We start from the raw sequence: 26,144 nt of genomic DNA, 5'->3' as shown, positions 1-26,144 counted from the left end.
ATGGGCCGCAGGGGGCCGATCTTGCGCTTTCGTCAGCAGACTAATCATGCGCCCGCCCGCTGGCGTTGCGCGTGCTTCTGGGAGGAAGAGCATGACTTCGAAATATGCCGAAACCTATGCCGCATGGCAGGCCGATCCTGAACGCTTCTGGGCTGAAGCGGCGCAGGCAATCGACTGGTTCAAGCCATGGGATCAGGTTTTTGCGGGCGACGAAGGTGTCTATGGCCGCTGGTTCAAGGGTGCTGAGTGCAATACCTGTTATAATGCGCTCGACCGCCATGTCGCCAACGGGCGCGGCGAGCAGGTCGCGCTGATCTATGAAAGCCCTGTCACCGGCAAGGTCCGGAAATTCACCTATCGCGAACTGCTGGAGGAAGTGGAGGCGCTTTCCGCCGTCATGCTCGACAATGGTGTGACGAAAGGCGACCGCGTTCTCATCTATATGCCGATGGTTCCCGAAGCAGCCGTCGCCATGCTGGCTGCGGCCCGCATCGGCGCCGTCCATTCCGTGGTTTTCGGCGGATTTGCCGCCAATGAGCTTGCAACCCGCATCGACGACGCCAAGCCGGTAATGATCATCGCCGGGTCCTGCGGCATCGAACCGACGCGCGTGGTGCCATATCAGGCCATGCTGGATAAAGCGATTTCACTCGCGCACCATAAAGTCGATCATTGCATCATCTTGCAGCGCGAACAGCACCGGCACGAGCCGGTGGCGGGCCGCGACATCGACTATCGCGAAGCCGTCGATGCCGCGCGTGGCCGCCATGTCCCCTGCGTGGCCGTCGAGGCAACCGATCCGCTTTATGTGCTCTACACCTCCGGTACGACCGGGGAGCCCAAAGGCGTCGTGCGCGACAATGGCGGGCATATGGTGGCGCTCGCCTGGTCCATGAAGCATGTTTTTGGCGTGGAGCCCGGTCAGGTATGGTGGGCGGCATCCGATGTGGGCTGGGTCGTCGGCCATTCCTATATCGTCTATGGGCCGCTGATCCATGGCGCGACCAGCATCCTGTTCGAGGGCAAGCCGATCGGCACACCGGATGCGGGCACCTATTGGCGCATCATCGCGGAGCATGGCGTCGAGGTGATGTTCACCGCACCGACGGCGCTGCGCGCCATCAAGAAGGATGACGCGGACGGCAATTTCGTGCGCCGCTACGACCTTTCGAAGTTCCGCGCCCTTTATCTTGCTGGTGAACGCGCCGATCCGGACACGATTCACTGGGCCGAAAACCTGCTGGGCTGTCCGGTGATCGATCACTGGTGGCAGACGGAAAGCGGCTGGCCCATGGTCGCCAATCCGCTTGGCCTCGGGCTTCTGGAAACGAGATATGGTTCACCGGCCGTCTGCCTGCCGGGATATGATATCCGCGTGCTGGACGATGAAGGCCATGAACTCGAACGCGGCCAGCTTGGCAATATCCTCATCAAGCTGCCGCTGCCGCCGGGCTGCCTGCCGACGCTCTGGAATGCGGATGAGCGCTTCCGCAAGGCCTATCTGAACGAATTTCCGGGCTACTATAAAACCGCCGATGCGGGTTACATGGACGAGGACGGCTATCTCTACATCATGAGCCGCACCGACGACATCATCAATGTCGCCGGCCACCGCCTGTCGACGGGCGCGATGGAAGAGGTGCTTTCAAGCCATCCCGACGTTGCCGAATGCGCGGTGCTCGGCATTTCCGATCCCCTCAAGGGGCAGGTTCCCTGCGGTTTCCTGGTGTTGAAATCCAACATCGAACGCGATCCCCAGGAGGTCGAAAAGGAGTGCGTCAGCATGGTGCGGGACATCATCGGCCCTGTTGCCGCCTTCCGGCTGGCGCTGACCGTCAAACGCCTGCCGAAGACGCGCTCCGGCAAGATTTTGCGTTCCACGATCCAGAAGATCGCTGACGGCGAAGAATGGAAGATGCCAGCCACAATTGACGACCCGGCTATTCTGGACGAAATCAGCACTGTTCTGCGCGAGCGTCACACTGGCCTCGCCTTCGCCTGATCCATTCCCGAACTATTGACCGGCGGTTTCCGCCGGTCCAATCTCCACGCAAACTGGAGATCGACCATGCAATTAGAAGGCAAGGTGGCCATCGTCACCGGCGCTGCCCGCGGTATTGGCTATGCCATAGCAAAACGCTTCCTGCTGGACGGTGCAAGCGTTGTCCTGTCCGACATCGACAATGCCGCAGCCATGCGCGCAGCCAGGGATCTGGAGCAGTTCGGCCCGGTGCATCCCATGGCTGCCGACGTGGGCGACAAGCTCGACATTCACAATCTCCTGACCTTCACCATAACCAACCTCGGCGAGATCGATATTCTCGTCAATAATGCCGGTATCGTGCATCAGGCGGATTTCCTTGATCTCAAGGAAGAAGATTTCGACCGCGTGATGCGGGTCAATCTCAAGGGTGCGTTTCTGTGCGGACAGGCCGTGGCCAAACGCATGGTGGAGCGCGTCGAATCGGGCGGCGATCCGGGCACAATCATCAACATGTCGTCGATCAACGCCATCTTCGGCCTGCCCGAGCAACTCGCCTATTCCGTTTCCAAGGGCGGATTGAACCAACTGACACGCTCCATGGCAGTAGCGCTCGCTCGCTGGGGGATTCGCGTCAATGCGATCGGCCCGGGTTCCATAGAGACCGACATGCTTTCCGCCGTGAACACGGACGCCGATGCCCGCAACGCGATCCTGTCGCGAACGCCGCTTGGTCGTATCGGCCAAGCATCTGAAATTGCTTCGATAGCATCATTTCTGGCATCGCGGGAGGCGAGCTATGTGACAGGCCAGACCATCTATGCTGATGGCGGACGCCTCCCTCTCAGCTATACGGCAGCACCGCGCTACAAGGCGTGACGTTGCGATCCCGTTCCATTGGGACGATAATAAAGGACGGATTTGCTCCTGACAGATAGCTGTCAGAAGGGGTGTGCGATACTGCGTATCCAAGGATGAGGGAGTTTTCACCATGGCACTCGCAATCGCACCATTGATCGCAGTCTTGAAGGAATACAAGCGCAGGCAGGACGAACGCCGCCGGTTTATCCGCACACAGCGCGTCATCGACGGTCTGCCAAAAGACCTGCGCAAGGATCTGGGCTGGCCGGATCGTTATCTGGAACAGCGCAAAACCAGATATTGCAACGGAGAATAAAACGGAATGCGCCGTGCAGACCGCCTTTTCCAGATTGTTCAGCACCTGCGCGGTGGCAGGCTTGTCACCGCGCGCCAGCTGGCCGAACGGCTGGAAGTCTCCGAACGCACCATCTACCGCGACATCTCCGACCTGCAATCGACCGGCGTGCCCATCGATGGCGAAGCAGGCGTCGGCTACATTCTGCGGCAGGGTTTCGAGCTGCCGCCGCTGATGTTCACGCGCGACGAAATCGTGGCGCTTGTCGCGGGCGCGCGCCTCATCCGCGCCTGGGGCGGTGTTTCCATGGCGCGGGGCGCGGAAGAGGCTCTCGTCAAGATCGAAGCCGTGCTGCCCAAGGAAGAGCGCGCCCGCATCACCAGCACGCAGATTCACGCGCCAACGGCGCGCATCAGCATGGACGAGCGCCGCATCATCGACGCGGTGGAACGCGCCGTCGATCAGGGCAATGTCCTCAACATCCGCTATCGCGATCTGGAATCGCGCGAAAGCGAGCGTGATATTCGTCCGCTCGGCCTCTGGTTCTGGGGCAAGGTCTGGACGGTTATCGGCTGGTGCGAATTGCGCAATGCTTTCCGCACATTCCGCACCGACCGCATCGTGGAAGCGAGCGACGCAGGCCGCCTCTTCCGAGCCGAACGCGGCAAGACGCTGGCAGATTTCTACCGCCTCATGGAATTGAGCGAGTATAACGCCTTCAAGGACTGAACACTTCGGCCACTCCCAAGCAACCGTCGCTTGAACCGGTTCGGCGGTCTGTTCACAACAGACCTGTCGAGCCGATTCTCTTTTCCATCATGATCCTGACCAATTGCTCGATCACATATTGTACCCCGCGATCTTCCTGACGGCGCTTGTGCCAGGCGATATGCAACGGAAAACCTGCAACGGGAATCGGCGGCGGAAAAGCCGCGAGGGAAGACGTGTCCTCGGGCATACAACGCGATGGCAGCATGGCGATCATATCGGTGTTGGCCAGCAATTCCGGCACCATGCCGAAATTCGGTACAACCACGCCCACCCGGCGGCTCAATCCCCGCTCCGCGAGCGTGCGGTCGACCGGACTGCTGTCGTCTCCGCGCCCGGAGACGAGGATATGCGGATATGCAAGCCAGCTCTCCAGCGAGAATGCGTTTGCTGCCGCATGATCCCGGCGCATTGCAATAATGTAGTTCTCCTCCAGCAGCAGGCGGCGCTGAAGCTCCTTATCAGCATCAGGAAAGACGGAGAGGGCAAGATCGCTTTCTCCTGTCACGAGCGCCACCCGCGCCGCCTCGGCACCATGCCACGGTTGGACAATGATATTGATCCCCGGCGCAGTGTGCGCAAGCGCCTTCAATAGAGGCCCTATGACGAAGATGGCAGGATAATCCGCCATGCAGACGCGTATCGTCTGCTGCAGCGACACAAGCGGCACTTCGGGCGGATCAACCAGATCGACCACCCCTGCCAGCAAAGTTTTCAGGGGAGCACGCAATGTTTCCGCTTTCGGAGTGCGCCGCATCGTGCCGCGCGTCCGTTCCAAGAGCTGGTCGTTGAACAAGGCGCGGCAGCGCTGCAAAGCATTCGATACAGCAGGCTGCGTCAGGTTAAGCCGGTCGGCGGCCCGGCTCACATGCGCTTCATCGAGAAGGGCATCCAGTATGACGAGAAGATTGAGATCGAGCGAACGCAAATTCATGAGATCAATAATAGTATATATCTATTATAAATTGGAGCAATTTAATTACTAGTGGCATCGTCTCCGTCAGCCCGAAGGAGGCACCATGTCCAAGACACTGATCTTACTTTTTCATCCCGATCTGACACGATCCCGCGCCAACGCAACGCTTGCCGCCGCAGCTGCAAAATTACCCGGCGTGGAGATCGTCGACATGCAGGCCGCTTATCCGCAGGGGATCGATTTCTTGAAGGATAGCGAGCGTGAAGCATCGCGACTTCTGTCGGCTGATCGCATTGTCCTGCAATTTCCGGTCCAATGGTATTCCACACCGCCCCTTCTCAAGGCGTGGCAAGATGCCGTCCTGACCCGCATGTTCTACGTTGCCTATGAGCGGGAGGGCCGCAAGCTCGAAGGGACGCCGCTCCTGATCGCCGCGACGGCAGGAAATGTCCCCGAAGCCTATCGCGAAGGCGGGCGCAACATGTTCCCGATGATCGAGCTTTTCGCCCCATTGCGGGCAACAGCGAACCGTTGCGGGCTCGGCTGGGCAGCGCCGTTTGTGCTGTATGCCGCCGACAAGATATCAACCGAAGCGCTGGAGGATGCGGCCAACCGCTATGTGAACGCCCTCAAAGTCTGGATCGCCGCGACGTCCACTCCCGACAGCGAGGCGGCAGCTTGACCCAACAAAAAAGCCCGGCGAAACCGGGCTTCTTGCATTTCGGCAAGCAATGTCGCTTCCCGACTATTCTTCCTCGTCTTCGTCGTCTGTATTCGCGCCCTTGAGCGAAGAGAGCTTAGCGAAAACCTTGTCGGCATCGAGCTCGTCTTCCGCAGGCTGCTCGTCACGATAGTCGAAATTCTCGGTCGCAGAAGCTGGCAGCAGGGTGCTGTCCGCTTCGGGCGCGGCCGGACGATTGCGCGACGCACGTTCGACTTCGATGTCGAGATCGATCTGCGAGCAGAGGCCGAGGGTAACCGGGTCCATCGCCGTCAGATTTGCCGAGTTCCAGTGCGTGCGGTTGCGAATCTGCTCGATGGTCGACTTGGTCGTGCCGATCAGGCGGGAAATCTGTGCATCCTTCAGTTCAGGATGATTGCGTACCAGCCAGAGAATCGCATTCGGGCGATCCTGACGCTTGGAAAGCGGCGTATAACGCGGGCCCTTGCGCTTGGCTTCGGGAACACGAACCTTCGGTTCGGCAAGCTTCAGGCGATAATAAGGGTCCTTTTCGCCCTTCGCGATTTCTTCACGCGAAATCTGGCCGGTAATGACCGGGTCGAGACCCTTGATACCCTGCGAAGCTTCACCGTCGGCAATAGCCTTCACTTCCAGCGGGTGCAGCTTGCAGAAAGCGGCAATCTGGTCAAACGACAGGGCCGTATTATCGACAAGCCAAACGGCCGTTGCCTTCGGCATAAGAAGCTGGGTGGCCATTAGATATAATCCTTCTGTTCGTCCGCTCCGGTGGCGCGGGACGTGGGCAAAACCACAATTTCCGGGAAATCACGGCCTATATATCGTTTTTTTGTCGCCAGAGCAAGAATGGCTCTCAAGCTAAAGAGCCTGAACCACAAAGCTCCATTTGCCGCCACACAGGACGGCTTTGGAACGGCTCTAGGCAATATCGAGTACGATCTTGCCGATATGCCTCCCCTCCTCCATCCGTTCATGCGCGCGCCAGGTATCTTTCAGCGAAAAGATCATATCCATAACCGGTGCGACGCGGCGCTGCGCCAGAAGCGGCCAGATCTTTGCCTCCAGTTCACGCGCAATGCCAGCCTTGAACTCGACCGGCCGCGGACGAAGCGTGGAGCCCGTATGGGTCAGGCGCTTGGTCATCAACAGCGCGAAATTGGCCGTGGCTTTCGCCCCATTGAGAAAGGCGATCTGCACGATGCGGCCATCTTCGGCCGCAGCCTTGTAATTGCGATCGACGTAGTCACCGCCGACCATATCGAGAATCACATCGGCACCTCTACCTTTGGTCACGTCCTTGACGACCTCGACAAAATCCTCGTCCCTATAATTGACGGCGCGATCAGCCCCTAGCTTCAGACAGGCGTCGCACTTCTCCTTGGAGCCGGCAGTCGCAATGACGGTCGCGCCGAATGCCTTGGCTAGCTGGATAGCCGTCGTGCCGATCCCCGACGAGCCGCCATGAACAAGAAACGTCTCGCCTTTCTTCAGCCCTCCACGCTCGAAAACATTGTGCCAGACGGTGAAGAAAGTCTCCGGGATCGCAGCCGCTTCGATGTAGCCATAGCCGGAAGGCAGGGGCAGAGCATTGGTTTCATGCACGACGGCATACTCGGCATAGCCACCGCCAGCCAGTAATGCGACGACCTGATCGCCGAGCTTGAAACGCTTGACACCGCTGCCGACGGCTACAATGTCACCGGCAATTTCCAGACCCGGAATATCGGACGCGCCGGGCGGCGGCGCATATTGTCCCAGCCGCTGCAAGACATCCGGGCGGTTGACCCCCGCGGCACGCACCCGCACCAGAATTTCACTTTCCTTGGGTTCCGGCACCGAGCGCTGAACAGGGCGAAGCATATGGGGTCTGCCCGGTTCGGAAATTTCGATAGCGGTCATCTGGGAAGGAAGGTCGGTCATCATGCTCAAGACTCCATTCAGATTTCGTACCCTACGCCGTGGTCAGGTGCTTCATCGGCACCGTCGCACAAATGCCGCATGACGGATGCAAGACACCGCGTTAGGGAAATCGTCATCGATTTTCCCAAATATATATGCGACGATTCAAGGTGTTAAATCTTTTCTGAGCCATCATTGACCACGGAGGACGGCTATGAGCGGTTTCGATGAGGATGTGGCGAAGCCCCGCAGCAGCGTGGCGCTGAGCGAGGAGGAACTGTCGCTGCTTTCGGTCACCGAGATCGACCAGCGCATTGCCCTGTTGCAATCCGAAATAGAGCGATTGAAGGCAGAACGCCTCAAGAAGGGCGACAGCCGCGCGGCGGCGGAAGCATTGTTTCGATAGGGGAAACTCGTCAGCGGAAATGGATGCCGGAGCAAAATCGCCGGAACCATTTCCGGACGAAATGTTTAGGAACAATAGTCACTGATCGCATTGGCCGCTTGACATCGACGGCCCAGCTTCAAGTTGCGGGAATAGAATTTTGCGCATTTACATTCAGGTTCTGGCCCTCCTTTGCGGCACAGCCTTTCTCCTCATCGCCTCCGGACTTCATGGTCTCCTGCTGCCCCTGCGTGGTGGCGCGGAAGGATTTTCGGTCACATCGCTGGGCATGCTCGGCACCACCTGGGCTGGCGGTTTCGTTGCGGGTTGCCTGTTCGCGCCGCGCCTGGTGCGCCGCGTCGGCCATGTACGGGCATTCGGATGTTTTGCAGCATCGGCTGCGATCATCGCCCTGCTTTCCGGCGTCTTCGTGGATGCAACCATCTGGGTCATCCTGCGCGCTTTCACCGGCTTTTCCATGGCCGGTGCCTTCATGGTCATCGAAAGCTGGCTGAATGAGCGAGCAACCAACGAATCGCGCGGCAAGATTTTCGGGATGTACATGATGGTCAACTATGGGGCCACCATGTCCGGGCAGATGCTGGTGGCCGCGGGCGATGTGCGCTCCGATCATCTGTTCATGATAAGCGGCGTCTTCTTCTGCCTGGCACTTATCCCGACCGCGATTTCCACGGCTGTCAGCCCCAAGCCACTGACGGAAGTGCAGCTCGATCTGAAGGCGCTCTATAACAATTCCCCCGCAGCCTTTGTCGGCTGCATCCTGATCGGCATCGCCAATGGCGCCTGGGGTACGCTTGGAGCGGTATTTGGCGCGAAATCGGGGATCTCGACCACCGAGATCGCCTTGATGGTCAGCGTCACCATCGCAGCCGGTGCCCTGATGCAGATTCCGATCGGTCGCATTTCCGATCTGGTGGACCGGCGTTTCGTACTGGCCAGCGTTGCGGCTCTGGCGGCACTGGTTGGCCTGATAGCCTTTCTCGTCGCGCCTACCAGCGGCTCCGTCATTATCGCGATGACCGGCTGCTACGGCGCGCTCGCCTATGCGCTCTATCCCGTTGCGGTCGCCCACGCGAACGACCATGCAACATCGGAAAGCTTCGTGAAAGTGTCGAGCGGACTTCTGCTGCTTTACGGGTTCGGCACGATGCTCGGACCGCTTCTGGCGGCTGCGGCGATGGATATTTTCTGGCCCTCAGGCCTCTTTGCCATCACCATGCTCGCGCATATTTCCATCACCAGTTATGCGCTGTTCCGCTCCCGCAGGCGCGCTTCGGTTCCCAAAGAGAACAAGGACCAGTTCATGAGCATGCCGTCGGAACGCGGTGCTACGCCGGAAGCGCTGAACCTTGACCCGAGAGCGGAGACGGAAGGTTGACGGCGTTAAAACAAACAGAACCAATCAAATAATTGAATCACTATGTTCGGCGGCTGTGGCACAGCCGCCAATGCAGCAATCCAGCGTCATGACCATGACACGGAAAAGCGCACTGCCCGTGCAACATTCCATGTCCGCGACAAGGCAATTCAGGCTCGCGAGAGCCTTTCAACAGCCGAAGTCTTTGGTTTGATACGCCCTATCCAACCGCGATCAAAACGCGGCTTCCCTGTCAGTGACGCGTTACCTGGGATCTCAGTTTTTCGATCTGGTCCTTGAGCATAAGCTTCTTGCGCTTGAGAGATGCAACGTGCAGGTCATCCATTGCCGGTGACGCCAGGGCTTCGGAAATTTCCTGCTCCAGAGCGCCGTGCTTCTTTTCGAGCGTGGCAAGATGGGACTCGATAGCCATCATCAGATCTCCTTTGGTTGATTTCCCTGATTTACGGAACGGCGTGGACCTTGTTTGCCCGCCATCCCGCCATTCAACCTGCATGAGCGCCCGGCACATCTCCTGTATTTCCGGGCCAAACACGCAGTCCCGGCTGCCAAGGATGCGGTGGTGTTTGTCGCCTTCGACAGCCGCGTTCATGACAGAACCATGACAGTTTGGCATGAGTTTGATGCAAAGTCGATTTTGTCGTGGTAGCATTTTCCTGACGCGAAAAATGTGATAAGGGCTTCGCCGGAAACGGGCTGACGCCGCACCTTTTCATGGGTTGGCGCAGCCCGTAAAACTATTTAACAGAACGGGGCACCGCATGTCCGATCAGGAACAGGCCGAAATCAGATTGGCCGTCGCACGTCTGAAACAGGAACACGCGGACTTCGATGCTGCCATAAACGCCATGATAGCGGTTGGCTGCGACCAATTGCGCGTCCAGCGCATGAAAAAGAAAAAGCTCGCAATCAAGGACAAGCTGCAGGAAATGGAAGATCGGGTGATCCCCGACATCATCGCCTGAATGTCCATGACCATCCATAATTAGAGCCGGGGTTCGCCCGGCTTTATCTTTTCAGCATCATTCCACCAACTACATGAAAGAAGCGGAGCAGGAAGATCAATGAGCGTTACTGCCGATGTCGCCATCATCATGGGAAGCCAGTCCGACTGGGAAACCATGCGCCATGCAGCGGACACACTCGAAGCACTCGGCATTTCCTTCGATGCCCGGATCGTTTCCGCGCATCGCACCCCTGATCGTCTCGTTGCCTTTGCCAAAGGCGCCAAGGCAGAAGGTTTCAAGGTCGTCATCGCGGGCGCAGGGGGCGCAGCCCATCTGCCAGGCATGGCGGCAGCCATGACGCCGCTTCCCGTCTTCGGCGTTCCAGTCCAGTCCAAGGCGCTTTCAGGCCAGGACTCGCTTCTTTCCATCGTCCAGATGCCGGCCGGCATCCCTGTCGGTACGCTGGCGATCGGCCGCGCCGGTGCGGTCAATGCCGCACTGCTCGCAGCAGCCGTCCTGGCGCTTTACGACGAGGCGCTTGCAGCCCGCCTTGACGAATGGCGCACGGCACAGACGCAAAGCGTGGCTGAACGCCCTTCAAACGAGGCCTGATATGAACAAGTCTGTACTGAAGCCCGGTGCAACCATCGGCATTATCGGCGGCGGGCAGCTCGGCAGGATGCTTGCCATGGCCGCAGCGCGGCTCGGCTTTCAAACCGTGATTCTGGAGCCGCAGGCCGATTGCCCGGCAGCACAGGTCGCCAATCGCCAGATCGTCGCGGCCTATGACGATCCGAAGGCGCTTGCGGAGCTTGCCGCAGCTTCCGATGTCATTACCTACGAATTCGAGAACGTGCCGGTGAGCGCCGCCGACCGGCTGGCAGAAACCGCTCTGGTCCTGCCGCCGCCCGCAGCGCTTGAAGTCTCGCAGGATCGTTTTGCCGAAAAGCAGTTCCTCAATCAAAGCGATATCGAGACGGCTCCTTGGCGCCTCGTGGACGATGAAGAATCCCTGATCGCGGCCCTGGGAGCGCTTGGCGAGCGCGGCATCCTCAAGACGCGACGTCTGGGCTATGACGGCAAGGGACAGGTCCGCCTGACCTCGCTCGACGAGAGCGAAGCCCACAAGGCGATTCTTGCCATCAATCGCGCCCCGGCGATCCTCGAAGGCTTCGTCGATTTCGAACGCGAAGTCTCGGTGATTGCAGCGCGCGACCGGTCTGGAAACGTCGCAATCTTCGATATTGCCGAAAACGTGCACAAGGACGGCATCCTTGCCACCTCGACCGTTCCGGCTGCGATTTCCGAGAACACAGCGGAAGCTGCCCGCAAAGCCGCTACAAAGCTTTTGAATGCGCTTGATTATGTCGGCGTGCTGGGGCTCGAATTCTTCGTCCTGAAGGACGGAACGCTGCTGGCAAACGAGTTTGCCCCGCGTGTCCATAATTCCGGCCACTGGACAGAAGCAGCCTGCGCCATTTCGCAGTTCGAACAGCATATCCGCGCCGTTGCCGGATTGCCTCTCGGCAGCACCGAACGCCATTCCGATTGCGTAATGGAAAACCTGATCAGCGACGACGTCGACAAGGTTCCAGCGATTCTCTCCGAAAACAATGCCGTGCTGCACCTTTACGGTAAAAAAGAAGCACGTCCGGGCCGCAAAATGGGCCATGTGACGCGCATCCAGCCTCGCAGGAAATGATGTTCATCGGGAATCCCGTCGATTCCCGATGAATCTTTTGCCGCCTGCCAAGAATTTCAGCTCCAGCACCCTGAATCTGCGGCTCAGGAGTTGACATTTGCCTGAAACCTTGTGTATTTCGGCCAACCCTTCGGGCATCTAACAGTGCCTGTAACCAATTGGCGCCTCGGGCGCCTGTTTTTATGAAGCCCCGCGGCATCTGCACGTCAACGGGCCAACAAGACCGGTGATTGACATGAAGATCAAGAACTCGCTTAAAGCGCTTAAGGCCCGTCATCGCGACTGCCAGCTGGTCCGCCGCAAGGGCCGCGTATACATCATCAATAAGACCGCCCCGCGCTACAAGGCTCGCCAGGGCTAATCTTATTTCTGATTTAGCATTTGACGTTTCGCTGCGCATGATAAAATCTATGCGCATGCGGAACGTTTTTGCATGTCTGATTTCTTTTTCTGTGGTCGCATCGCTGGGTGCAACGGTGCTGTCGGCTTATGCCGAAGTCGCGCCCGGCAAGGTGCCGCTTACCGCACCGCTGACGCCCGTTCAGACCGGCCCCGACAGCGAACAGAAACCGACCCCGGAAAAACCTGCGCCTAATGCAGCCCAAACGCCTGAAGAGCGCCTCGACAAGCTCTTTGCGGATCTTCGCCGTACAACGGATGAAACCAAGGCGCGGCGCATTGCTTCGCAGATCAATACGCTGTGGTCGCAATCCGGCAGCGCAACAGTCGATCTCCTCATGCAATGGGCGAACGCGGCGATGCTGGAGCAGCGCTATCCTTCGGCCATCGACTTCCTGAACGAAGCGATCGCGCTTGACCCAGAATATGCGGAAGCATGGAATCGCCGCGCCACGGTCTATTTCCTTAAAAAAGATTATGCCCATGCCATGTACGACATCAATCGTACGCTGGAACTGGAACCGCGCCATTATGGCGCCCTGACCGGCATGGCGGCCATATTGCGCCTGCGCGGCCTCAAAGAACAGGCGCTAAAAGCCTATGAACAGGCCCTGATCGTTTATCCGATGATGCGCGACGCACAGAAGAACTTCAATGATCTGGCTGACGAACTGTCCGACACTCGGACTTAGAGCGTCCCTGCCTCCTCCAATTCATCTCTGCTCAAAGAAAAACGCGCCCTGAAAGAGCGCGTTTTTTTGGATGCCGTCTGCCGTGACTGGATGAGATGCGGCTGTGGCGAGTCGAAAATGGTGGAGTTTGAGAACCGGAGCGGAATGTACTTCAACGCATAGTCCCGAAAAGTTGCAGGCTTTTCGGATTAGACTTTGCGTTGAAGAATGCACATGAGCACCGGAAGCGCAAAACGACGCCATTTGCAGGCCGTCACGGCCGGAATATCGCCATTCTAGATGCCCGATTTTCCATCTGGCCCTATATAGGCGATGCGCAGCATGTTGGTCGCGCCCGGGGTTCCGAACGGGACACCGGCGGTGATGATGACGCGGTCGCCTGCCTTGCCGAACTCTTCGTGGAAGACGATTTCACAGGCATGGTTGACCATGTCTTCAAGGTCGTGCGCATCATCGGTAACAACGCAATGCAGGCCCCAGACGAGCGACAGCTTGCGGGCGGTATCGACAACCGGCGACAGGGCGATAATCGGCGTGCGCGGCCGCTCGCGGGCAGCGCGCAGGCCGGTCGTGCCGGACGCGGTATAGGTGACGATGGCCGAAAGCTTCAGCGTTTCCGCGATCTGGCGTGCAGCGAGCGAGATTGCGTCGGCACCAGTCGGCTCCGGCGCTGCCCGCTGCGCATCGATGATGGTCGAATAGGTCGGTTCCTTTTCCACCTGCTCCGCGATGCGGTTCATGGTGGCGACCGCTTCGACCGGATACTGGCCGGAGGCGGATTCAGCCGAAAGCATGATCGCATCCGCACCTTCAAACACCGCGGTCGCAACGTCGGAAACTTCGGCGCGGGTCGGAACCGGAGCAGTGATCATCGATTCCAGCATCTGCGTGGCCACCACGACCGGCTTGCCGGCGCGGCGTGCCTTGCGGGTGATCTGCTTCTGGATGCCGGGAACGCTTTCAAGCGGCATTTCAACGCCGAGATCGCCGCGTGCAACCATCAATGCGTCAGAAAGCTCGATGATTTCATCAAGACGCGTCACGGCCTGCGGCTTCTCGATCTTCGACATCAGGCCGACCTTGCCGCGCGAAACCTTGCGCACCTCGGCCAGGTCTTCCGGACGCTGGATGAAGGAAAGCGCAACCCAGTCGATTTCTTCCTTCAGAACGGCATCGAGGTCCTTGCGGTCCTTTTCCGTCAGCGCGCCGACGCCCAGCGTCGTATCCGGGAGGCTGACGCCCTTGCGATCCGAAATGCGCGTTCCGGAGATCACCTTGCAGCGGATCGACTTGCCGTCGCTTGCCTCGGCTACGAGGTGCAGCTTGCCATCGTCGATCAGCAGGCGATGACCCGGCTCGACAGCTTCAAGAATTTCCGGGTGCGGAAGATAGACGCGGGTTTCATCGCCGGGCGCTTCGTTATTGTCGAGAGTGAAGGTCTGGCCGGGAACGAGATCGACCTTACCGTCCTTGAACTTGCCGACGCGCAGCTTCGGACCCTGAAGATCGGCCAGAATGCCGATCGGACGGCCCAGTTCCTTTTCCACATTGCGAATGCGCTTGACGAGGGTGCGCATCAGATCATGGTCGGCGTGACTCATGTTGATGCGGAACACATCCGCGCCTGCCTCAAACAGCTTGCGGATGACGGCTTCCTCGCCTGACGCCGGACCTAGCGTGGCGAGAATCTTGACCTTGCGGTTGCGCTTCATTGACTATTCGTTCCTGTAACAGTGGGGTTTTCTGTCGGCGTTTCATCGGTGAGCTGAACCATCCAGCTCGATTGTTCCCCGGTGTCGTATTCCTGGAAGCCGTTGCGCTGGAAACCGCGCGCGAAGCAATCCTGGACGCCAGTAATACGGAATTCTTTTTCGGCCACGCACATGTTGACCTTGCCCTCCCAGCGCCCGCCGCCCTGGGCGTCTTCGGCGTAGAGGTAGTAGTAGCGGGATGAAAGCGGGCCTTCGAGCAGCGTCTTGCAGGCAGCGCCTTCAATATGCCACCAGCCTTCGGTCACCCAGCCGGTCTTGGCGCGGTAGCCGATGGCAACGCCGACCAGGTTCTGGGTTGCGTTACATACGCGGAAATCCGCCCTGGCCTCTATGGATGTCATGCCCAGCGCAGTCATCAGCACACCGGCAAACAAAACTAGAGATCGTGGAAGTCGCATACGCAGAACCCCTTCAGCCCGCTATCGGTTTTATCGAACAATTTATATTGCACAAGGAAATCCATCTCGGGGACATCCCGTTTCGGGTCGCTCTCTTTTCGGCAGTTTCGCCTTTGATGTCAACGCAATCCCATTGATTACAGGTACTCTCAATCGAAGAATGATCGTTGCAATCCCGGCTTTCTCATGACAGACCTGAAACAGCTTCCCGCACAACACAGAAATAATCTCAAAGTTCAGCCTCGGATTCCGCCCTATGCCGCTTCAATCCGGATCAATCGCTTCGACGCAATTCTCACCGGTATACACTGTCGACGGAGATTTCAGCCTCGGCCTGCTCCTGACCGCCGACCATGCACGGCGCGATGTTCCAGCCGAATATGGCACGCTTGGTTTGCAGAAAAGTGAATTCGACCGTCATATCGCCTATGATATCGGCGTCGAGAACTTGACGCGCAGGCTCGCCAGCCGTCTGAACGCGCCGGCGGTCCTCGGTGGTTTTTCGCGCCTCCTGATCGATCCCAATCGCGGGGAGGACGATCCGACGCTGATCATGCAGCTGTCCGACGGGGCAGTCATCTCCGGCAACTATCCGATGTCCGCAGGCGAGCGTGAGGAACGCCTCCAACGCTTCTACCGCCCCTATCACGACGCGGTTGCCCGGGCGAGTGAACGCGTGGCCGCCGAAAGCCGGGCTGCGCCATTCATCGTTTCGATCCATTCCTTTACGCCGCGCTGGAAGCACAAGGCCCGCCCCTGGCAGATCGGCCTTCTCTGGGACAAGGACGACCGCGCCGTAAAGCCGCTTCTGTCGCTGCTGCGTGAAAACCCTGACCTGACGGTCGGCGATAACGAACCTTATGACGGCGCGCTCAAGAACGACGCCATGTACCGGCATGCGACCGCGAAGGGCTTCGCCCATGTCCTGATCGAAGTGCGGCAGGACCTGATTGCCGATGACAAGGGAGCGGCTGAATGGGCCAACCGGCTTGCCCCCATGATCGCGCAAATCAACACACTTCCCCACATCCACATTGTCCGGCATTTCGGCTCGCGCGCCGATCGCATCGGATAACGGGCCTGTCAGGAGAGGCTTTGCCCGCTATCCACAGGGCTTGACCCGCCAAATCGGGTCGTGCATCGAAAAAGGCTCTTAATTTTGCCTGCGACTCGCGGGAAAAACGGTCCAGACTTTCGAGAAGCGGTTTCGCGCCATGCGCGACCGCATCATCATTGAATTTGAATTGGAGAACTCCTCGTGAGCGACGACATTACCAGCGAAGCCCAAACGATTGCTGTCGGCCAGTTGCGTGCTTTCATCGAGCGCATCGAGCGGCTTGAAGAAGAAAAAAAGACCATCGGCGACGATATCAAGGAAGTTTACGCGGAATTGAAGGGTTCGGGGTTTGACAGCAAGGTCGTGAGGACCATTATTCGTCTGCGTAAAAAAGAAGACCATGAACGTCAGGAAGAAGAAGCCATGCTGCAGCTCTATATGGATGCACTTGGCATGAGCTGATTTCGGCTCTTCCCGGAGCCTCTCCTCTTCCTGAAATCGAAACCCGACGGATCATTCGCGATCCGTATTCAGTGTCTGAGAAAAAGCGCCATTGCAGCAAGGCATGGTGGTTTTTGAATCGGACACTCAGAGGAAGGGGACAGTATCTATGGAGTTCAGAAAGCTCGGACGTACCGAACTTAATGTTTCGCCGCTCTGCTTCGGCGGCAATGTATTTGGATGGACGGTCGATGAAGCGACATCGTTCTCGCTTCTCGACCGTTTTGTCGATGCCGGTTTCAATTTCATCGACACAGCCGATGTCTATTCCGCCTGGGCGCCCGGCAATGTGGGCGGCGAATCCGAAACCATTATCGGCAACTGGCTGAAATCCCGCGGCCTGCGCGACAAGGTGGTCATCGCCACCAAGGTCGGTGGCGAATTGGGCCCTGACGAAAAGGGCCTTTCCCCGGCTTATATCCGCAAGGCGGTGGATGCTTCCCTCAAGCGACTGCAGACGGATTACATCGATCTCTATCAATCGCACTGGGATGACCCGGAAACACCGTTCGAAGATGTGCTCGGCACCTATAAGGAGCTGATGGAGGTCGGCAAGGTGCGGGCCATCGGTGCGTCCAATCTTACGCCGGAGCGACTGACCGAGGCGCTGAACGTCGCCCATTCACATGACCTGCCGCGCTACGAAAGCCTGCAACCGCTTTATAATCTTTATGATCGCGGGGATTTCGAAAACGGGCTGGCAAAAATCTGTCGTGACAACGAGCTCGGCGTAATTTCCTATTATTCGCTGGCTGCGGGATTCCTGACCGGAAAATACCGTTCCGCTGACGATCTCGGGCAAAGCGCGCGTGGAAAATCAGTCGAAAAATATCTGACGGATCGCGGGTCGCGGATCATTGCGGCACTTGATGACGTGGCCCGCAATCTCGATGTCACGCCTGCTCAGGTTGCGATCGCCTGGCTCATTGCACAGCCGTCAGTCACAGCCCCTATTGCCAGCGCCACACGCTCGGCCCAGCTGGGCGAACTGATCGCCGCAGCCGAACTGAAACTCAGCGAGGATGAAATCGCCTTGCTGAACGAAGCAAGCCGTTAAACTTCAGAGCATCCATCGAAGGGTAGTCTTACCCTTCGATTTCCTCTCGCAGCATTTCCAGCTCCAGCCATTCTTCTTCCATGGCTGCATTTTCGGAGCGCTTCTTCTCAAGCAAATCGGCGGTCTTGGCGAAAAGCGTCGGGTCCTTGGCATAAAGCTGCGGATCGGCGAGCTTGCCTTCCAGCACGGCGATTTCCTTCGCAAGAGCGTCCATCTTGCCCGGCAGCGTTTCCAACGCAAATTTCTGCTTGTAGGAGAGCTTGCGCTTTTCCTCACGCTTGGGCTGCGGTGCGTCCTCTTCCGGCTTCTCGTCACTTCTGCCGCCAGAAGCCTTGACCGAGCGCCGGTTCAAGGCCTGCTCCTTGCGCTGCGCCATCATGTCGGCATAGCCGCCCGCATATTCGAGCCAGCGCCCGTCACCTTCCGGCGCAATAACCGAAGTAACGGTGCGATCCAGAAAATCGCGGTCATGGCTGACCAGAATGACCGTGCCGGGAAAACCTGCGACCAGCTCCTGCAGCAGATCGAGCGTTTCCATGTCGAGATCGTTGGTCGGCTCATCGAGGATCAGCAGGTTGGCGGGGCGCGCCAGGACGCGGGCCAGCATCAGGCGGGCGCGTTCGCCGCCGGACAGCTCGCGAATGGGCGTGCGTGCCTGTTCGGGCTGGAACAGAAAGTCCTTCATATAGGACACGACATGCCGCTGCTCGCCGTTGACGACGAGGCTTTCGCCGCGCCCATCCGTGAGATAATGGGCCAGCGTCTCGTCCAGATTGAGGCTTTCGCGCTTCTGGTCCAGTTCCGCCATTTCGAGATTGACGCCAAGCCGCAAGGTTCCCGAATCCGGTTCCAGTTTGCCGGTCAGAAGCGACAGAAGCGTCGTCTTTCCCGCACCATTGGGACCAACAAGACCGATGCGGTCGCCGCGCTGCACGCGGATCGAAAAATCCTTGACCAGTACGCGCTCGCCATAGGCCTTGCTCAGCCCTTTGGCTTCGATCACCAGCTTGCCGGATTCCTTCGCATCGCTTGCCGCCAGTACCGCCGTCCCTTGCGCCTTGCGATGATTGCGGAAATCCGCCCGCATCGAATGCAATTCGCCAAGACGGCGCATGTTGCGCTTGCGGCGCGCCGTGACGCCGTAACGCAACCAGTGTTCCTCACGCGCGATCTGGCGTCCGAGCTTGTGATGATCGCGCTCTTCTTCTTCCAGCACGTTGTCACGCCATTCCTCGAAATGGCCAAAACCCTGCTCCAGACGGCGCGTTATGCCACGATCGAGCCAGACGGTCGCCCGGCTGACATTTTCCAGAAAGCGCCGGTCGTGCGAGATCAGGACGATGGCTGAGCGTATCTGGCGCAACTCGCCTTCCAGCCATTCGATGGTGGTCAGATCCAGATGGTTGGTCGGCTCGTCGAGCAGAAGCACGTCCGGCTGCGGCGCGATCACCCGCGCAAGGGCAGCACGCCGCGCCTCACCACCGGAAAGATGATCCGGCTTCTCTTCGCCGGTCAGCCCCAGATGTTCGAGAAGATAGGTGACGCGATGCAGGTCGTCGGTAGGCCCCAGCCCTGCTTCCACATAAGCGCGCACATTGGCGAAGCCGTCCATGTCCGGCACCTGTGGCAGATAGCGGATAGTTGCAAAGGGATGTTTGAAAACCTCGCCCGATGTCGCTTCCACCATACCGGCAGCAATCTTGAGCAGGGTCGATTTACCCGAACCATTACGCCCGACCAGCGCGATGCGGTCGCCTTCGCTCACCGAAAGGCTTGCATCCTCCAGAAGCGGCGTGCCCCCGAAGGTGAGCTTGATCTGGTCGAGGCGAAGGAGTGGTGGTGCCATGGTTCTCTACGATAAACAGGATTGAAAATTCCGCCCTGCTTGTCCGCGACAAAAGCCGTTCTGTCAAATGGAACGGCACCAAAAGGCCCGTGAAAAACAAACAGGCCGGGTTTCCCCCGGCCTGTCCGCAAAACTTATTTATCCAGCAATTACTGGCAAGGCGCTTCGTACACGCGGCCATACGGATCGCGGTAACGGCAATACTGCACGCCATTGCGGGTCTGGGCTGCGCCAAGCAGCGTACCGGCAACCGCACCGATCGCGGCACCCGTGAGTGCACCGCGGCCATTGCCGCCGATTGCGCCACCGGCAAGAGCACCGATTGCCGCGCCACCAACACCGTAACCGGCCGTGCGCTGTTCATTCGTCGTGCATGCAGCCGTCGAGAACGCGAGCACGCCAGCAACAGCAATCATCGTAAGATGTGACTTCATTGAAACATCTCCTACAAGAGTTGAACTAATCACCGACTTTGCGTCCCCAATTTCGGCGTAAAGCAGATGACACCCGCTTGACCCATTTACAATACGTTTCAATTGTCAGCGTCAAGCTCTTTCGATTGATAAGGTTAGCAGCCTCAGTGCGGTTGATCCTCCATCGCCAGATTGGCGATAAGTATCGCTAGTCCAGAATGCGCAGTAACGCGAAGCGTTCCACGAACGACGTTGGAAACTGTCCAGGAAGAGCCGAACGGCAGTGTAACATTATCTAACGGCCACTCCGCATTTGTGATCGAAAGACCTTCTACCGTGCTGAAATTGATAACACTGAACGGCGTCCCGTCCGGAAAATCATAAACATAATCGCCGGGTGGCAGAGGCCAGGCCTCCTCCGACCCGCTGGACAGAAGCACGTCCCGCCCTTTTGCAGCCTGCGCTGTCGCCATGGTCAGATGCAGAAGCGTGTGGTCGGTACGCTGCCCGCCGAAGGCGCCGCAAAGGATTACGCGATCCGCGCCCCGCGCATAAGCCTCCTCGACGGCCAGTTCACCGTCCGTCATATCCTTGGCGGACGGGAACGTCTTCTGCGGCACGTGACCATATTGCGCGCGCAGCTCGGCAGAGGTCGAATCGAAATCGCCAAGCCAGAGCTCCGGTTCAAAACCGAGAGCGGCAGCGTGGCGAATCCCGCTATCGGCAGCGAGAATACGCGCACCTGCAATTTGGCGTTTCAGGCGATCGGTCACGACCAGATCGCCACCAAGAAGAATGACGAATGTGCTCATAAGCCGCTCATAACACGGGTAAATCCGGGCCGGAAGCCTGCATTCGCTGCCGTTGCCATTCCTCGCCTGAAAGATTATTGTCGCAATCGCTCTAACGGGGTGCCGTCTGCTTTCGCGGACGGCTGAGAGGTCCAAAGAGCATTTCCAGCAAAAGTGTAAAACGGTTTTGCGCCCGGAAATGCTGAATAAAACGACCAACCCGCTGAACCTGATCCGGTTTGCACCGGCGGAGGGATTAGATGCTCCATAAACGGCGCTCAATCCTCTTGTGTAGAAAGAAAGGAAGTGCCGTGATGCGGCTTTTGTCTTTGCTGGCTTTTTCATTTTCCGCAGCCGTCGCCTTTGTGCCTTCGGCTGAGGCGAAAGACAAGCTCACCGTCTATACCTATGACAGCTTCGTTTCCGAATGGGGTCCGGGGCCGAAGATCAAGGAAAACTTCGAAAAGGAATGCGATTGCGAAGTCGACTGGATTGCTTCCGCCGACGGCGTTGCCCTGCTCAATCGCCTCAAGCTTGAGGGCAGCAATACCAAAGCCGACATCGTGCTTGGTCTCGATACCAACCTGACGACCGAAGCGCGAGCCACCGGTTTTTTTGCTCCAAGCGGCATCGACCAGAGCAATGTAAACGTTCCGGGCGGCTTCAGGGACGATATCTTCGTTCCCTATGATTATGGCTATTTCGCCGTGGTCTACGATTCCGAAAAGCTGCCCAATCCTCCCAAGAGCCTGAAGGAACTGGTCGAAGGCGATCCTTCCCAGAAGATCGTGCTGCAGGACCCGCGTACCTCGACGCCGGGGCTTGGCATGCTGCTTTGGATGAAATCGGTCTATGGAGACGAAGCGGAAGCGGCCTGGCAGAAACTGCAAAAGCGCATTCTCACCGTCACGCCCGGCTGGTCGGAGGCCTATGGTCTCTTCACCAAGGGCGAGGCCCCGATGGTGCTGTCCTATACGACGTCTCCCGCCTATCACATGATCGCGGAAAAGACGGATCGCTATAAGGCCCTCGCCTATCCCGAGGGCAATTATCTCCAGATCGAACTCGCCGCCCAGACCACCACCGGCGCGAAGAATCCTCTGGCGCAAAAGTTTCTGGCTTTCATGACCGGTCCCGGCTTTCAGGACGCCATCCCCGAAACCAACTGGATGTACCCGGCAGGCAAGACCTCCGCTCCGCTTCCAGCGGCTTTCGATGCGATGCCGAAGCCGGAAAAAACGCTTCTCATCCCGTCGGACGAAGTGGCCAGGAACCGCAAGGCGTGGGTCGATGAATGGCTGGCCGCGACCAGCAAATGACGGCATTTCCGGCACAGCAACGCTCGAAAGATATATTCGCCGCCAGACCGGTCGCGGGCATGGTGGCGCTTTGCCTTCTGGTGGTGCTTGCCGGTGGCGCGCTTGTCGCGCTTGCATTCGAAGCAGGCGGCGGCGGTTTTGATACCGCGGCCAATTTCGACGCCTATCTGTGGCGGGTTGCGCGCTTCACGATCCTGCAGGCAATCGCTTCGAGCCTGCTATCCGTGCTGTTTGCCGTGCCCGTCGCCCGTGCACTTTATGCCGAAGCAAGTTTTCCGGGGCGCGGGCTGATCCTGCGCCTGTTTGCCCTGCCGCTTGCTCTGCCAGCCCTTGTCGCCGTGCTGGGCGTCACCAGCATCTATGGCCGCAACGGGTTCATTGCCCATCTGTCAGAAGCTGCGGGGCATCCGTTCCAGCCGGACATCTACGGCATCACCGGTATCCTCATCGCCCATATTTTCTTCAACATGCCGCTCGCAGTCCGTCTCATTCTGGCTGGTTACGAATCGATACCAACCGATTACTGGAAGCTTGCCGCGCAGCTTGGCATGGGCAATCGGGCCCGCTTCCGGCTCATCGAATGGCCGGTGATCCGCCGCAACCTGCCGGGCATGATCGGCCTCATCTTCATGCTCTGCGTGACGAGCTTCACGACCGTGCTGACGCTCGGCGGCGGCCCCCGCGCCACCACGCTGGAAGTTGCGATCTATCAAAGCCTGCATTTCGATTTCGATCCGGGCCGCGCCGTCGCGCTCACCTTCACGCAGCTTGCGCTGACATTGCTCGTACTTCTGGCCCTCCGTTTCACCGGAAGCCCGTCCGAAGAAGGCTTTACCCATGCGGCAACGCCGCGACGCTACGGTAAGGCCCCTCCGGCTGAACGCGCCGTCAACATCATCTTCATCGGGATAGGCTTTCTCTATGTCGCGCTGCCGATCGCAGGCGTTGTCGTCTCCGGCCTCGCCGCCGATCTGGTGCGGCTCTTGACCGAGAAAACAGTCTGGCGCGCCATCGGCACCAGCCTTGCCCTCGGTTTTTCAGCGGCACTGCTATCGGTCATTCTGTCGCTTGCGCTTGTGTCGGCACGGGAAGCGGCGAAAAAACGTAAACTCGCCAACATCTTCGATACCGGCGCGAGCCTGATCCTCGTCATGCCGCCCATCGTGATCGGTGCCGGCTGGTTCATCCTGCTTCGCCATTTCACCAATCCTTTCGCAATGGCGCCTTTCATGGTCGTCACCGTCAATGCCGCCATGGCCATGCCCTTCGCCGTGCGTCTCCTGCGCCCGGCATGGGACACGGCAGCAAGCCGCCACAACCGGCTTTGCGCACAGTTGGGCATTCATGGCCTCAATCGTTTCCGGCTCATCGACTGGCCTTCGATCCGCAAGCCCCTCGGCATGGCCTTTGCTTTCGCCATGGCGCTTTCCCTTGGCGACCTTGGCACGATTGCCCTGTTTGGCAGCGACGCGCTTTTGACCCTCCCCTATCTTCTCTTGCAGCGCATGGGCAGCTATCGCACATTCGATGCGGCGGGCCTGGCGCTCATTCTCGGGTTGCTGTGCCTCGCACTGATGATGATCGCGGATCGCGCATCCCGAAAGGAAACGCCTTCTCTATGAATGCCCCGATGAACCCGGCTACCGAAATCCGCCTCGATAACGTTCAGTTCAGCTATGGCGAAACCGCCATGCATTTCGAGGCGACGATAAAAGGCGGCGTCATTGCAGCGATTGTCGGGCCAAGCGGTTCGGGCAAATCGACGCTTCTTAACCTGATTGCCGGTTTTGAATTTCCGCAATCCGGCCGCATCCTGATCAGTGGCAACGACGTCAGCGAATTCTCACCGGCAGACCGGCCCGTTTCGATGGTGTTCCAGGAAAACAACCTGTTCGCCCATCTGAGCGTCGAGCAGAATGTCGGTCTCGGACGCTCGCCAAACCTGAAACTCTCCGCAAAGGATCGTGCCGACATCGCGGAAGCTCTGTCGCGCGTCGGCCTTGCGGGCAAGGAACAGCGCAAGCCTGAAGCGCTGTCCGGCGGCGAACGGCAGCGCGTGGCGATTGCCCGCGCGCTCATACGCCAGCGCCCTGTTCTACTCCTTGACGAAGCCTTTGCCTCGCTGGGCCCCGCGCTGCGGCATCAAATGCTGGAACTGGTCAGGGAGCTTCAGCTTGAAACCGGCATGACGGTGCTGATGGTCACCCACACGCCGGAAGATGCAATTTACCTCGACGCGGTGTTGCTTTTTCTCGACACTGGCCGCATTTCCGCGATGGGGCCTGCTGTTGAACTGCTTTCCCCGACTGGACCGGAGGCCCTGCGGCGCTATATCGGCGAAAAGCGGAATTCGGGCTGAACCTCAAATAGAGTTACGGTTGCGGACATATTTTGTTCGCAATCTGCCGGAAGAACCGCTGCAGATTTCTTGTACTGCTTGTATGCGTTCTGGTCTGTGACTAGATTTGGCCACGGATCAAGCAATCTGATTCAGAAGCGAGGATAAAATACTGTTCCGTCAATCGACCCGTTCCCGGGCCTTCCTGTGTCTACCCATCTCCCTGCCAGAATGGACGCAGCAAAATTGGCGGAAACCAGCCATCGGCCTTGGCTTGCTTGCGGTCGCCCTGATTTCCGGTTGCCAGTCGATCAATTCCAGCAAGGATCTGGGATTGCAGCCGTCCGACAATCCCGTGACGGTCGACAATGTGACGCGCAACGATCGGCTCGCGCAGCTCGGCGCCCAGCAGCATCCGCGCATTCTCGCGACCTATGGCGGTGAGTACAAGGACCAGAAGCTTGAGCGCATGGTGGCCAAGATCGTCGGCAAGCTGACGACGGTTACCGACAAGCCGGACCAGACCTATCGCATCACCATTCTCGATAGCCCCAATATCAACGCCTTCGCATTGCCGGGCGGCTATCTCTATGTCACGCGCGGCCTGCTCGCGCTCGCCAACGACTCCTCCGAAGTTGCGGCCGTGATCGCCCATGAAATGGGCCATGTCATCGCCAACCATGGCATTTTGCGCCAGGAGAAGGAGGCGGAGACGGCCATTGCCGGTCGTGTTGCAAGCGAAGTGCTGCATAATGAATCCGCCAGCCGTGAAGAAGAGCTGCGCGGCAAGCTGCGGCTTGCCCAGTTCTCGCGTAATCAGGAATTGCAGGCGGATGCCATCGGGATCAAGATGATCGGTGAAGCTGGTTACGATCCGTTCGCTTCGGCACGTTTCCTCCAGTCGATGGAAGCCTATCAGAGCTTCCGTTCGGTTTCCGGCGCGACCGATGCAAGCCTCGACTTTCTCGCAAGCCACCCGGCAACGCCACAGCGCATCCAGCTTGCGCTTGGCCATGCACGCCGCATCGGCGCACCGGGTGTCGGCACGACCGATCGCGATTCCTTCCTCGACGGCATTGATGGTCTTCTTTACGGCGACTCGCCCAGTGAGGGTTATGTCCGCGAACAGACCTTCATCCACCCGAAGCTCGGCGTCACCTTCCGCGCGCCGGATGGTTTCAGCATCGACAATTCAGCCAATGCGGTCATGGCCAGCGGCCCCGGCGAAGTGGCCATCCGTTTCGATGGCGCATCTCTTCCAGCGGGCTCGAATCTAGCCGATTATATCCGCTCCGGCTGGGTGACAGGTCTCGACGACAGTTCGATCCAGACCACCACCATCAACGGCTTGCCCGCCGCGACCGCGCGTGCCAGCGCCGATCGCTGGCAGTTCGACATTGTGGTCATCGGCGCCAATAACAAGGTCTATCGCTTCCTGACAGCGGCACCGAAAGGCAGCAATGCCCTTCTGCCCGCCTCACAAACTGTCACGCAATCGTTCCGCCTGCTGTCGCCTGCCGAACAGAACTCCATCAAGCCGCTTCGTATCCGCGTCGTAACGGTGAAGCCCGGTGACACGCTGGCGAGCCTGTCGGCACGCATGCAGGGTACGACGCGCAAGCTGGAACTATTCCGCCTTCTCAATGCCATGTCTGCGGGGGCGACGGTTTCGGTCGGCGACCGCGTGAAGCTGATAAGCGAGTAAGAC

At 58.7% G+C, this 26,144-nt stretch carries 28 protein-coding genes and 1 riboswitch; of the genes, 19 read left to right on the top strand and 9 right to left on the bottom strand.

Annotated features, from left to right (window positions below):
- Window positions 1–91: 91 nt before the first annotated feature.
- The 4 genes from ACS5UA_RS15560 to ACS5UA_RS15545 all read left to right on the top strand — a co-directional run bounded on the left by ACS5UA_RS15560 (window position 92) and on the right by ACS5UA_RS15545 (window position 3,866).
- On the top strand, window positions 92–2,002 hold the full coding sequence (locus tag ACS5UA_RS15560) for a propionyl-CoA synthetase (RefSeq protein WP_021588021.1): 1,911 nt from the start codon (window positions 92–94) through the stop codon (window positions 2,000–2,002).
- Between the two features lie 66 nt (window positions 2,003–2,068).
- Window positions 2,069–2,860, top strand: a complete 792-nt coding sequence (locus ACS5UA_RS15555; RefSeq protein ID WP_021588022.1) for an SDR family NAD(P)-dependent oxidoreductase — start codon at window positions 2,069–2,071, stop codon at window positions 2,858–2,860.
- Between the two features lie 112 nt (window positions 2,861–2,972).
- Window positions 2,973–3,158, top strand: a complete 186-nt coding sequence (locus tag ACS5UA_RS15550) for a hypothetical protein (protein WP_021588023.1) — start codon at window positions 2,973–2,975, stop codon at window positions 3,156–3,158.
- A gap of 6 nt (window positions 3,159–3,164) precedes the next feature.
- Complete coding sequence (locus ACS5UA_RS15545; protein ID WP_006467756.1) at window positions 3,165–3,866, top strand: helix-turn-helix transcriptional regulator; 702 nt, start codon at window positions 3,165–3,167, stop codon at window positions 3,864–3,866.
- A gap of 52 nt (window positions 3,867–3,918) precedes the next feature.
- Here the strand turns inward: ACS5UA_RS15545 and ACS5UA_RS15540 are convergent, their stop codons facing one another.
- Window positions 3,919–4,839 carry a LysR family transcriptional regulator gene (locus tag ACS5UA_RS15540; protein ID WP_021588024.1) on the bottom strand — a complete coding sequence of 307 codons (921 nt, stop codon included), beginning with the start codon at window positions 4,837–4,839 and terminating at the stop codon, window positions 3,919–3,921.
- An 85-nt stretch (window positions 4,840–4,924) separates the two neighbouring features.
- On the opposite strand from ACS5UA_RS15540, the gene ACS5UA_RS15535 reads away from it, so the two are divergent.
- On the top strand, window positions 4,925–5,503 hold the full coding sequence (locus tag ACS5UA_RS15535; protein WP_021588025.1) for an NAD(P)H-dependent oxidoreductase: 579 nt from the start codon (window positions 4,925–4,927) through the stop codon (window positions 5,501–5,503).
- Between the two features lie 63 nt (window positions 5,504–5,566).
- On the opposite strand, the gene ACS5UA_RS15530 is transcribed toward ACS5UA_RS15535, so the two are convergent.
- Window positions 5,567–6,259, bottom strand: a complete 693-nt coding sequence (locus ACS5UA_RS15530) for a DUF1013 domain-containing protein (RefSeq protein ID WP_006467758.1) — start codon at window positions 6,257–6,259, stop codon at window positions 5,567–5,569.
- A gap of 180 nt (window positions 6,260–6,439) precedes the next feature.
- Window positions 6,440–7,444, bottom strand: coding sequence for an NAD(P)H-quinone oxidoreductase (locus ACS5UA_RS15525; RefSeq protein ID WP_021588027.1), 1,005 nt, complete (start codon window positions 7,442–7,444; stop codon window positions 6,440–6,442).
- A gap of 190 nt (window positions 7,445–7,634) precedes the next feature.
- Between ACS5UA_RS15525 and ACS5UA_RS15520 the strand changes: the two genes are divergently transcribed.
- Together ACS5UA_RS15520 and ACS5UA_RS15515 are read left to right on the top strand one after the other, a co-directional pair.
- Window positions 7,635–7,826 carry a DUF1192 family protein gene (locus ACS5UA_RS15520; RefSeq protein WP_006467760.1) on the top strand — a complete coding sequence of 64 codons (192 nt, stop codon included), beginning with the start codon at window positions 7,635–7,637 and terminating at the stop codon, window positions 7,824–7,826.
- Window positions 7,827–7,965: 139 nt separating this feature from the next.
- Window positions 7,966–9,204, top strand: a complete 1,239-nt coding sequence (locus ACS5UA_RS15515; RefSeq protein ID WP_021588028.1) for an MFS transporter — start codon at window positions 7,966–7,968, stop codon at window positions 9,202–9,204.
- A 232-nt stretch (window positions 9,205–9,436) separates the two neighbouring features.
- Here the strand turns inward: ACS5UA_RS15515 and ACS5UA_RS15510 are convergent, their stop codons facing one another.
- Window positions 9,437–9,619 carry a YdcH family protein gene (locus ACS5UA_RS15510; protein WP_021588029.1) on the bottom strand — a complete coding sequence of 61 codons (183 nt, stop codon included), beginning with the start codon at window positions 9,617–9,619 and terminating at the stop codon, window positions 9,437–9,439.
- A 346-nt stretch (window positions 9,620–9,965) separates the two neighbouring features.
- On the opposite strand from ACS5UA_RS15510, the gene ACS5UA_RS15505 reads away from it, so the two are divergent.
- The 5 genes from ACS5UA_RS15505 (at window position 9,966) to ACS5UA_RS15485 (ending at window position 12,944) form a co-directional block, all read left to right on the top strand.
- A complete protein-coding gene (locus ACS5UA_RS15505) occupies window positions 9,966–10,169 on the top strand; it encodes a YdcH family protein (RefSeq protein ID WP_006471281.1) in 204 nt (67 codons plus the stop codon).
- Window positions 10,170–10,268: 99 nt separating this feature from the next.
- Window positions 10,269–10,763, top strand: a complete 495-nt coding sequence (gene purE / locus ACS5UA_RS15500; protein WP_021588031.1) for a 5-(carboxyamino)imidazole ribonucleotide mutase — start codon at window positions 10,269–10,271, stop codon at window positions 10,761–10,763.
- A gap of 1 nt (window position 10,764) precedes the next feature.
- Entirely contained in the window at window positions 10,765–11,853 is a 1,089-nt protein-coding gene (locus ACS5UA_RS15495; RefSeq protein WP_021588032.1) for a 5-(carboxyamino)imidazole ribonucleotide synthase, read from the top strand.
- Window positions 11,854–12,088: 235 nt separating this feature from the next.
- The gene (gene ykgO, locus ACS5UA_RS15490) at window positions 12,089–12,214 is read left to right on the top strand and encodes a type B 50S ribosomal protein L36 (RefSeq protein ID WP_006467766.1); all 126 of its coding nucleotides are present in this window, start codon (window positions 12,089–12,091) and stop codon (window positions 12,212–12,214) included.
- Between the two features lie 37 nt (window positions 12,215–12,251).
- On the top strand, window positions 12,252–12,944 hold the full coding sequence (locus ACS5UA_RS15485) for a tetratricopeptide repeat protein (protein ID WP_031347279.1): 693 nt from the start codon (window positions 12,252–12,254) through the stop codon (window positions 12,942–12,944).
- Between the two features lie 275 nt (window positions 12,945–13,219).
- On the opposite strand, the gene pyk is transcribed toward ACS5UA_RS15485, so the two are convergent.
- Window positions 13,220–14,656, bottom strand: coding sequence for a pyruvate kinase (gene pyk, locus ACS5UA_RS15480; protein ID WP_006467768.1), 1,437 nt, complete (start codon window positions 14,654–14,656; stop codon window positions 13,220–13,222).
- On the bottom strand, window positions 14,653–15,114 hold the full coding sequence (locus ACS5UA_RS15475) for a DUF1036 domain-containing protein (RefSeq protein ID WP_025090863.1): 462 nt from the start codon (window positions 15,112–15,114) through the stop codon (window positions 14,653–14,655). Before ACS5UA_RS15475 ends, pyk begins: the two co-directional genes overlap by 4 nt.
- 256 nt (window positions 15,115–15,370) lie before the next feature.
- On the opposite strand from ACS5UA_RS15475, the gene ACS5UA_RS15470 reads away from it, so the two are divergent.
- The 3 genes from ACS5UA_RS15470 (at window position 15,371) to ACS5UA_RS15460 (ending at window position 17,729) form a co-directional block, all read left to right on the top strand.
- Window positions 15,371–16,189 carry an N-formylglutamate amidohydrolase gene (locus ACS5UA_RS15470; RefSeq protein WP_021588035.1) on the top strand — a complete coding sequence of 273 codons (819 nt, stop codon included), beginning with the start codon at window positions 15,371–15,373 and terminating at the stop codon, window positions 16,187–16,189.
- Between the two features lie 183 nt (window positions 16,190–16,372).
- Entirely contained in the window at window positions 16,373–16,633 is a 261-nt protein-coding gene (locus ACS5UA_RS15465; RefSeq protein ID WP_002964837.1) for a DUF2312 domain-containing protein, read from the top strand.
- 148 nt (window positions 16,634–16,781) lie between these two features.
- A complete protein-coding gene (locus ACS5UA_RS15460; protein WP_021588036.1) occupies window positions 16,782–17,729 on the top strand; it encodes an aldo/keto reductase in 948 nt (315 codons plus the stop codon).
- 28 nt (window positions 17,730–17,757) lie between these two features.
- Here ACS5UA_RS15460 and ACS5UA_RS15455 read toward each other — a convergent pair whose 3' ends face one another.
- From ACS5UA_RS15455 to ACS5UA_RS15445, 3 genes are all read right to left on the bottom strand, one after another.
- The gene (locus ACS5UA_RS15455; protein ID WP_443101496.1) at window positions 17,758–19,575 is read right to left on the bottom strand and encodes an ABC-F family ATP-binding cassette domain-containing protein; all 1,818 of its coding nucleotides are present in this window, start codon (window positions 19,573–19,575) and stop codon (window positions 17,758–17,760) included.
- 149 nt (window positions 19,576–19,724) lie between these two features.
- Window positions 19,725–20,009, bottom strand: a complete 285-nt coding sequence (locus tag ACS5UA_RS15450) for a glycine zipper domain-containing protein (protein WP_443101495.1) — start codon at window positions 20,007–20,009, stop codon at window positions 19,725–19,727.
- A gap of 143 nt (window positions 20,010–20,152) precedes the next feature.
- Entirely contained in the window at window positions 20,153–20,800 is a 648-nt protein-coding gene (locus ACS5UA_RS15445) for a thiamine diphosphokinase (RefSeq protein WP_021588038.1), read from the bottom strand.
- A gap of 85 nt (window positions 20,801–20,885) precedes the next feature.
- A riboswitch (TPP riboswitch) is annotated at window positions 20,886–21,052 on the top strand.
- Between the two features lie 41 nt (window positions 21,053–21,093).
- On the opposite strand from ACS5UA_RS15445, the gene thiB reads away from it, so the two are divergent.
- The 4 genes from thiB (at window position 21,094) to cdlP (ending at window position 26,141) form a co-directional block, all read left to right on the top strand.
- A complete protein-coding gene (gene thiB, locus ACS5UA_RS15440; protein WP_021588039.1) occupies window positions 21,094–22,098 on the top strand; it encodes a thiamine ABC transporter substrate binding subunit in 1,005 nt (334 codons plus the stop codon).
- On the top strand, window positions 22,095–23,720 hold the full coding sequence (thiP, locus tag ACS5UA_RS15435) for a thiamine/thiamine pyrophosphate ABC transporter permease ThiP (RefSeq protein WP_031347280.1): 1,626 nt from the start codon (window positions 22,095–22,097) through the stop codon (window positions 23,718–23,720). Before thiB ends, thiP begins: the two co-directional genes overlap by 4 nt.
- Window positions 23,721–23,728: 8 nt before the next feature.
- Entirely contained in the window at window positions 23,729–24,457 is a 729-nt protein-coding gene (gene thiQ, locus ACS5UA_RS15430; RefSeq protein ID WP_443101494.1) for a thiamine ABC transporter ATP-binding protein, read from the top strand.
- Window positions 24,458–24,659: 202 nt separating this feature from the next.
- A complete protein-coding gene (cdlP, locus tag ACS5UA_RS15425) occupies window positions 24,660–26,141 on the top strand; it encodes a cell division protease CdlP (protein WP_031347282.1) in 1,482 nt (493 codons plus the stop codon).
- Window positions 26,142–26,144: the final 3 nt, after the last annotated feature.

The sequence above is a fragment of the Brucella sp. RRSP16 genome (genome assembly GCF_052246815.1).
GTDB classification, from domain to species: Bacteria; Pseudomonadota; Alphaproteobacteria; order Rhizobiales; family Rhizobiaceae; genus Brucella; species Brucella intermedia.
Note: the sequence above shows the minus strand (reverse complement) of the source record. Positions and strands in the feature narration are given on the sequence as shown.

Excerpts from the sequence above, each read along its gene's own strand:
- ACS5UA_RS15530 (WP_006467758.1), bottom strand. The coding sequence starts at position 6,259 with ATGGCCACCCAGCTTCTTATGCCGAAGGCAACGGCCGTTTGGCTTGTC.
- ACS5UA_RS15555 (WP_021588022.1), top strand. The coding sequence starts at position 2,069 with ATGCAATTAGAAGGCAAGGTGGCCATCGTCACCGGCGCTGCCCGCGGT.
- thiP (WP_031347280.1), top strand. The coding sequence starts at position 22,095 with ATGACGGCATTTCCGGCACAGCAACGCTCGAAAGATATATTCGCCGCC.
- ACS5UA_RS15535 (WP_021588025.1), top strand. The coding sequence starts at position 4,925 with ATGTCCAAGACACTGATCTTACTTTTTCATCCCGATCTGACACGATCC.
- purE (WP_021588031.1), top strand. The coding sequence starts at position 10,269 with ATGAGCGTTACTGCCGATGTCGCCATCATCATGGGAAGCCAGTCCGAC.
- ACS5UA_RS15485 (WP_031347279.1), top strand. The coding sequence starts at position 12,252 with ATGATAAAATCTATGCGCATGCGGAACGTTTTTGCATGTCTGATTTCT.
- ACS5UA_RS15495 (WP_021588032.1), top strand. The coding sequence starts at position 10,765 with ATGAACAAGTCTGTACTGAAGCCCGGTGCAACCATCGGCATTATCGGC.
- ykgO (WP_006467766.1), top strand. The coding sequence starts at position 12,089 with ATGAAGATCAAGAACTCGCTTAAAGCGCTTAAGGCCCGTCATCGCGAC.
- pyk (WP_006467768.1), bottom strand. The coding sequence starts at position 14,656 with ATGAAGCGCAACCGCAAGGTCAAGATTCTCGCCACGCTAGGTCCGGCG.
- ACS5UA_RS15455 (WP_443101496.1), bottom strand. The coding sequence starts at position 19,575 with ATGGCACCACCACTCCTTCGCCTCGACCAGATCAAGCTCACCTTCGGG.
- ACS5UA_RS15460 (WP_021588036.1), top strand. The coding sequence starts at position 16,782 with ATGGAGTTCAGAAAGCTCGGACGTACCGAACTTAATGTTTCGCCGCTC.
- ACS5UA_RS15505 (WP_006471281.1), top strand. The coding sequence starts at position 9,966 with ATGTCCGATCAGGAACAGGCCGAAATCAGATTGGCCGTCGCACGTCTG.
- ACS5UA_RS15520 (WP_006467760.1), top strand. The coding sequence starts at position 7,635 with ATGAGCGGTTTCGATGAGGATGTGGCGAAGCCCCGCAGCAGCGTGGCG.
- ACS5UA_RS15550 (WP_021588023.1), top strand. The coding sequence starts at position 2,973 with ATGGCACTCGCAATCGCACCATTGATCGCAGTCTTGAAGGAATACAAG.
- ACS5UA_RS15445 (WP_021588038.1), bottom strand. The coding sequence starts at position 20,800 with ATGAGCACATTCGTCATTCTTCTTGGTGGCGATCTGGTCGTGACCGAT.
- ACS5UA_RS15540 (WP_021588024.1), bottom strand. The coding sequence starts at position 4,839 with ATGAATTTGCGTTCGCTCGATCTCAATCTTCTCGTCATACTGGATGCC.
- ACS5UA_RS15560 (WP_021588021.1), top strand. The coding sequence starts at position 92 with ATGACTTCGAAATATGCCGAAACCTATGCCGCATGGCAGGCCGATCCT.
- ACS5UA_RS15510 (WP_021588029.1), bottom strand. The coding sequence starts at position 9,619 with ATGATGGCTATCGAGTCCCATCTTGCCACGCTCGAAAAGAAGCACGGC.
- ACS5UA_RS15545 (WP_006467756.1), top strand. The coding sequence starts at position 3,165 with ATGCGCCGTGCAGACCGCCTTTTCCAGATTGTTCAGCACCTGCGCGGT.
- ACS5UA_RS15470 (WP_021588035.1), top strand. The coding sequence starts at position 15,371 with ATGCCGCTTCAATCCGGATCAATCGCTTCGACGCAATTCTCACCGGTA.
- thiB (WP_021588039.1), top strand. The coding sequence starts at position 21,094 with ATGCGGCTTTTGTCTTTGCTGGCTTTTTCATTTTCCGCAGCCGTCGCC.
- thiQ (WP_443101494.1), top strand. The coding sequence starts at position 23,729 with ATGAACCCGGCTACCGAAATCCGCCTCGATAACGTTCAGTTCAGCTAT.
- ACS5UA_RS15525 (WP_021588027.1), bottom strand. The coding sequence starts at position 7,444 with ATGATGACCGACCTTCCTTCCCAGATGACCGCTATCGAAATTTCCGAA.
- ACS5UA_RS15475 (WP_025090863.1), bottom strand. The coding sequence starts at position 15,114 with ATGCGACTTCCACGATCTCTAGTTTTGTTTGCCGGTGTGCTGATGACT.
- ACS5UA_RS15450 (WP_443101495.1), bottom strand. The coding sequence starts at position 20,009 with ATGAAGTCACATCTTACGATGATTGCTGTTGCTGGCGTGCTCGCGTTC.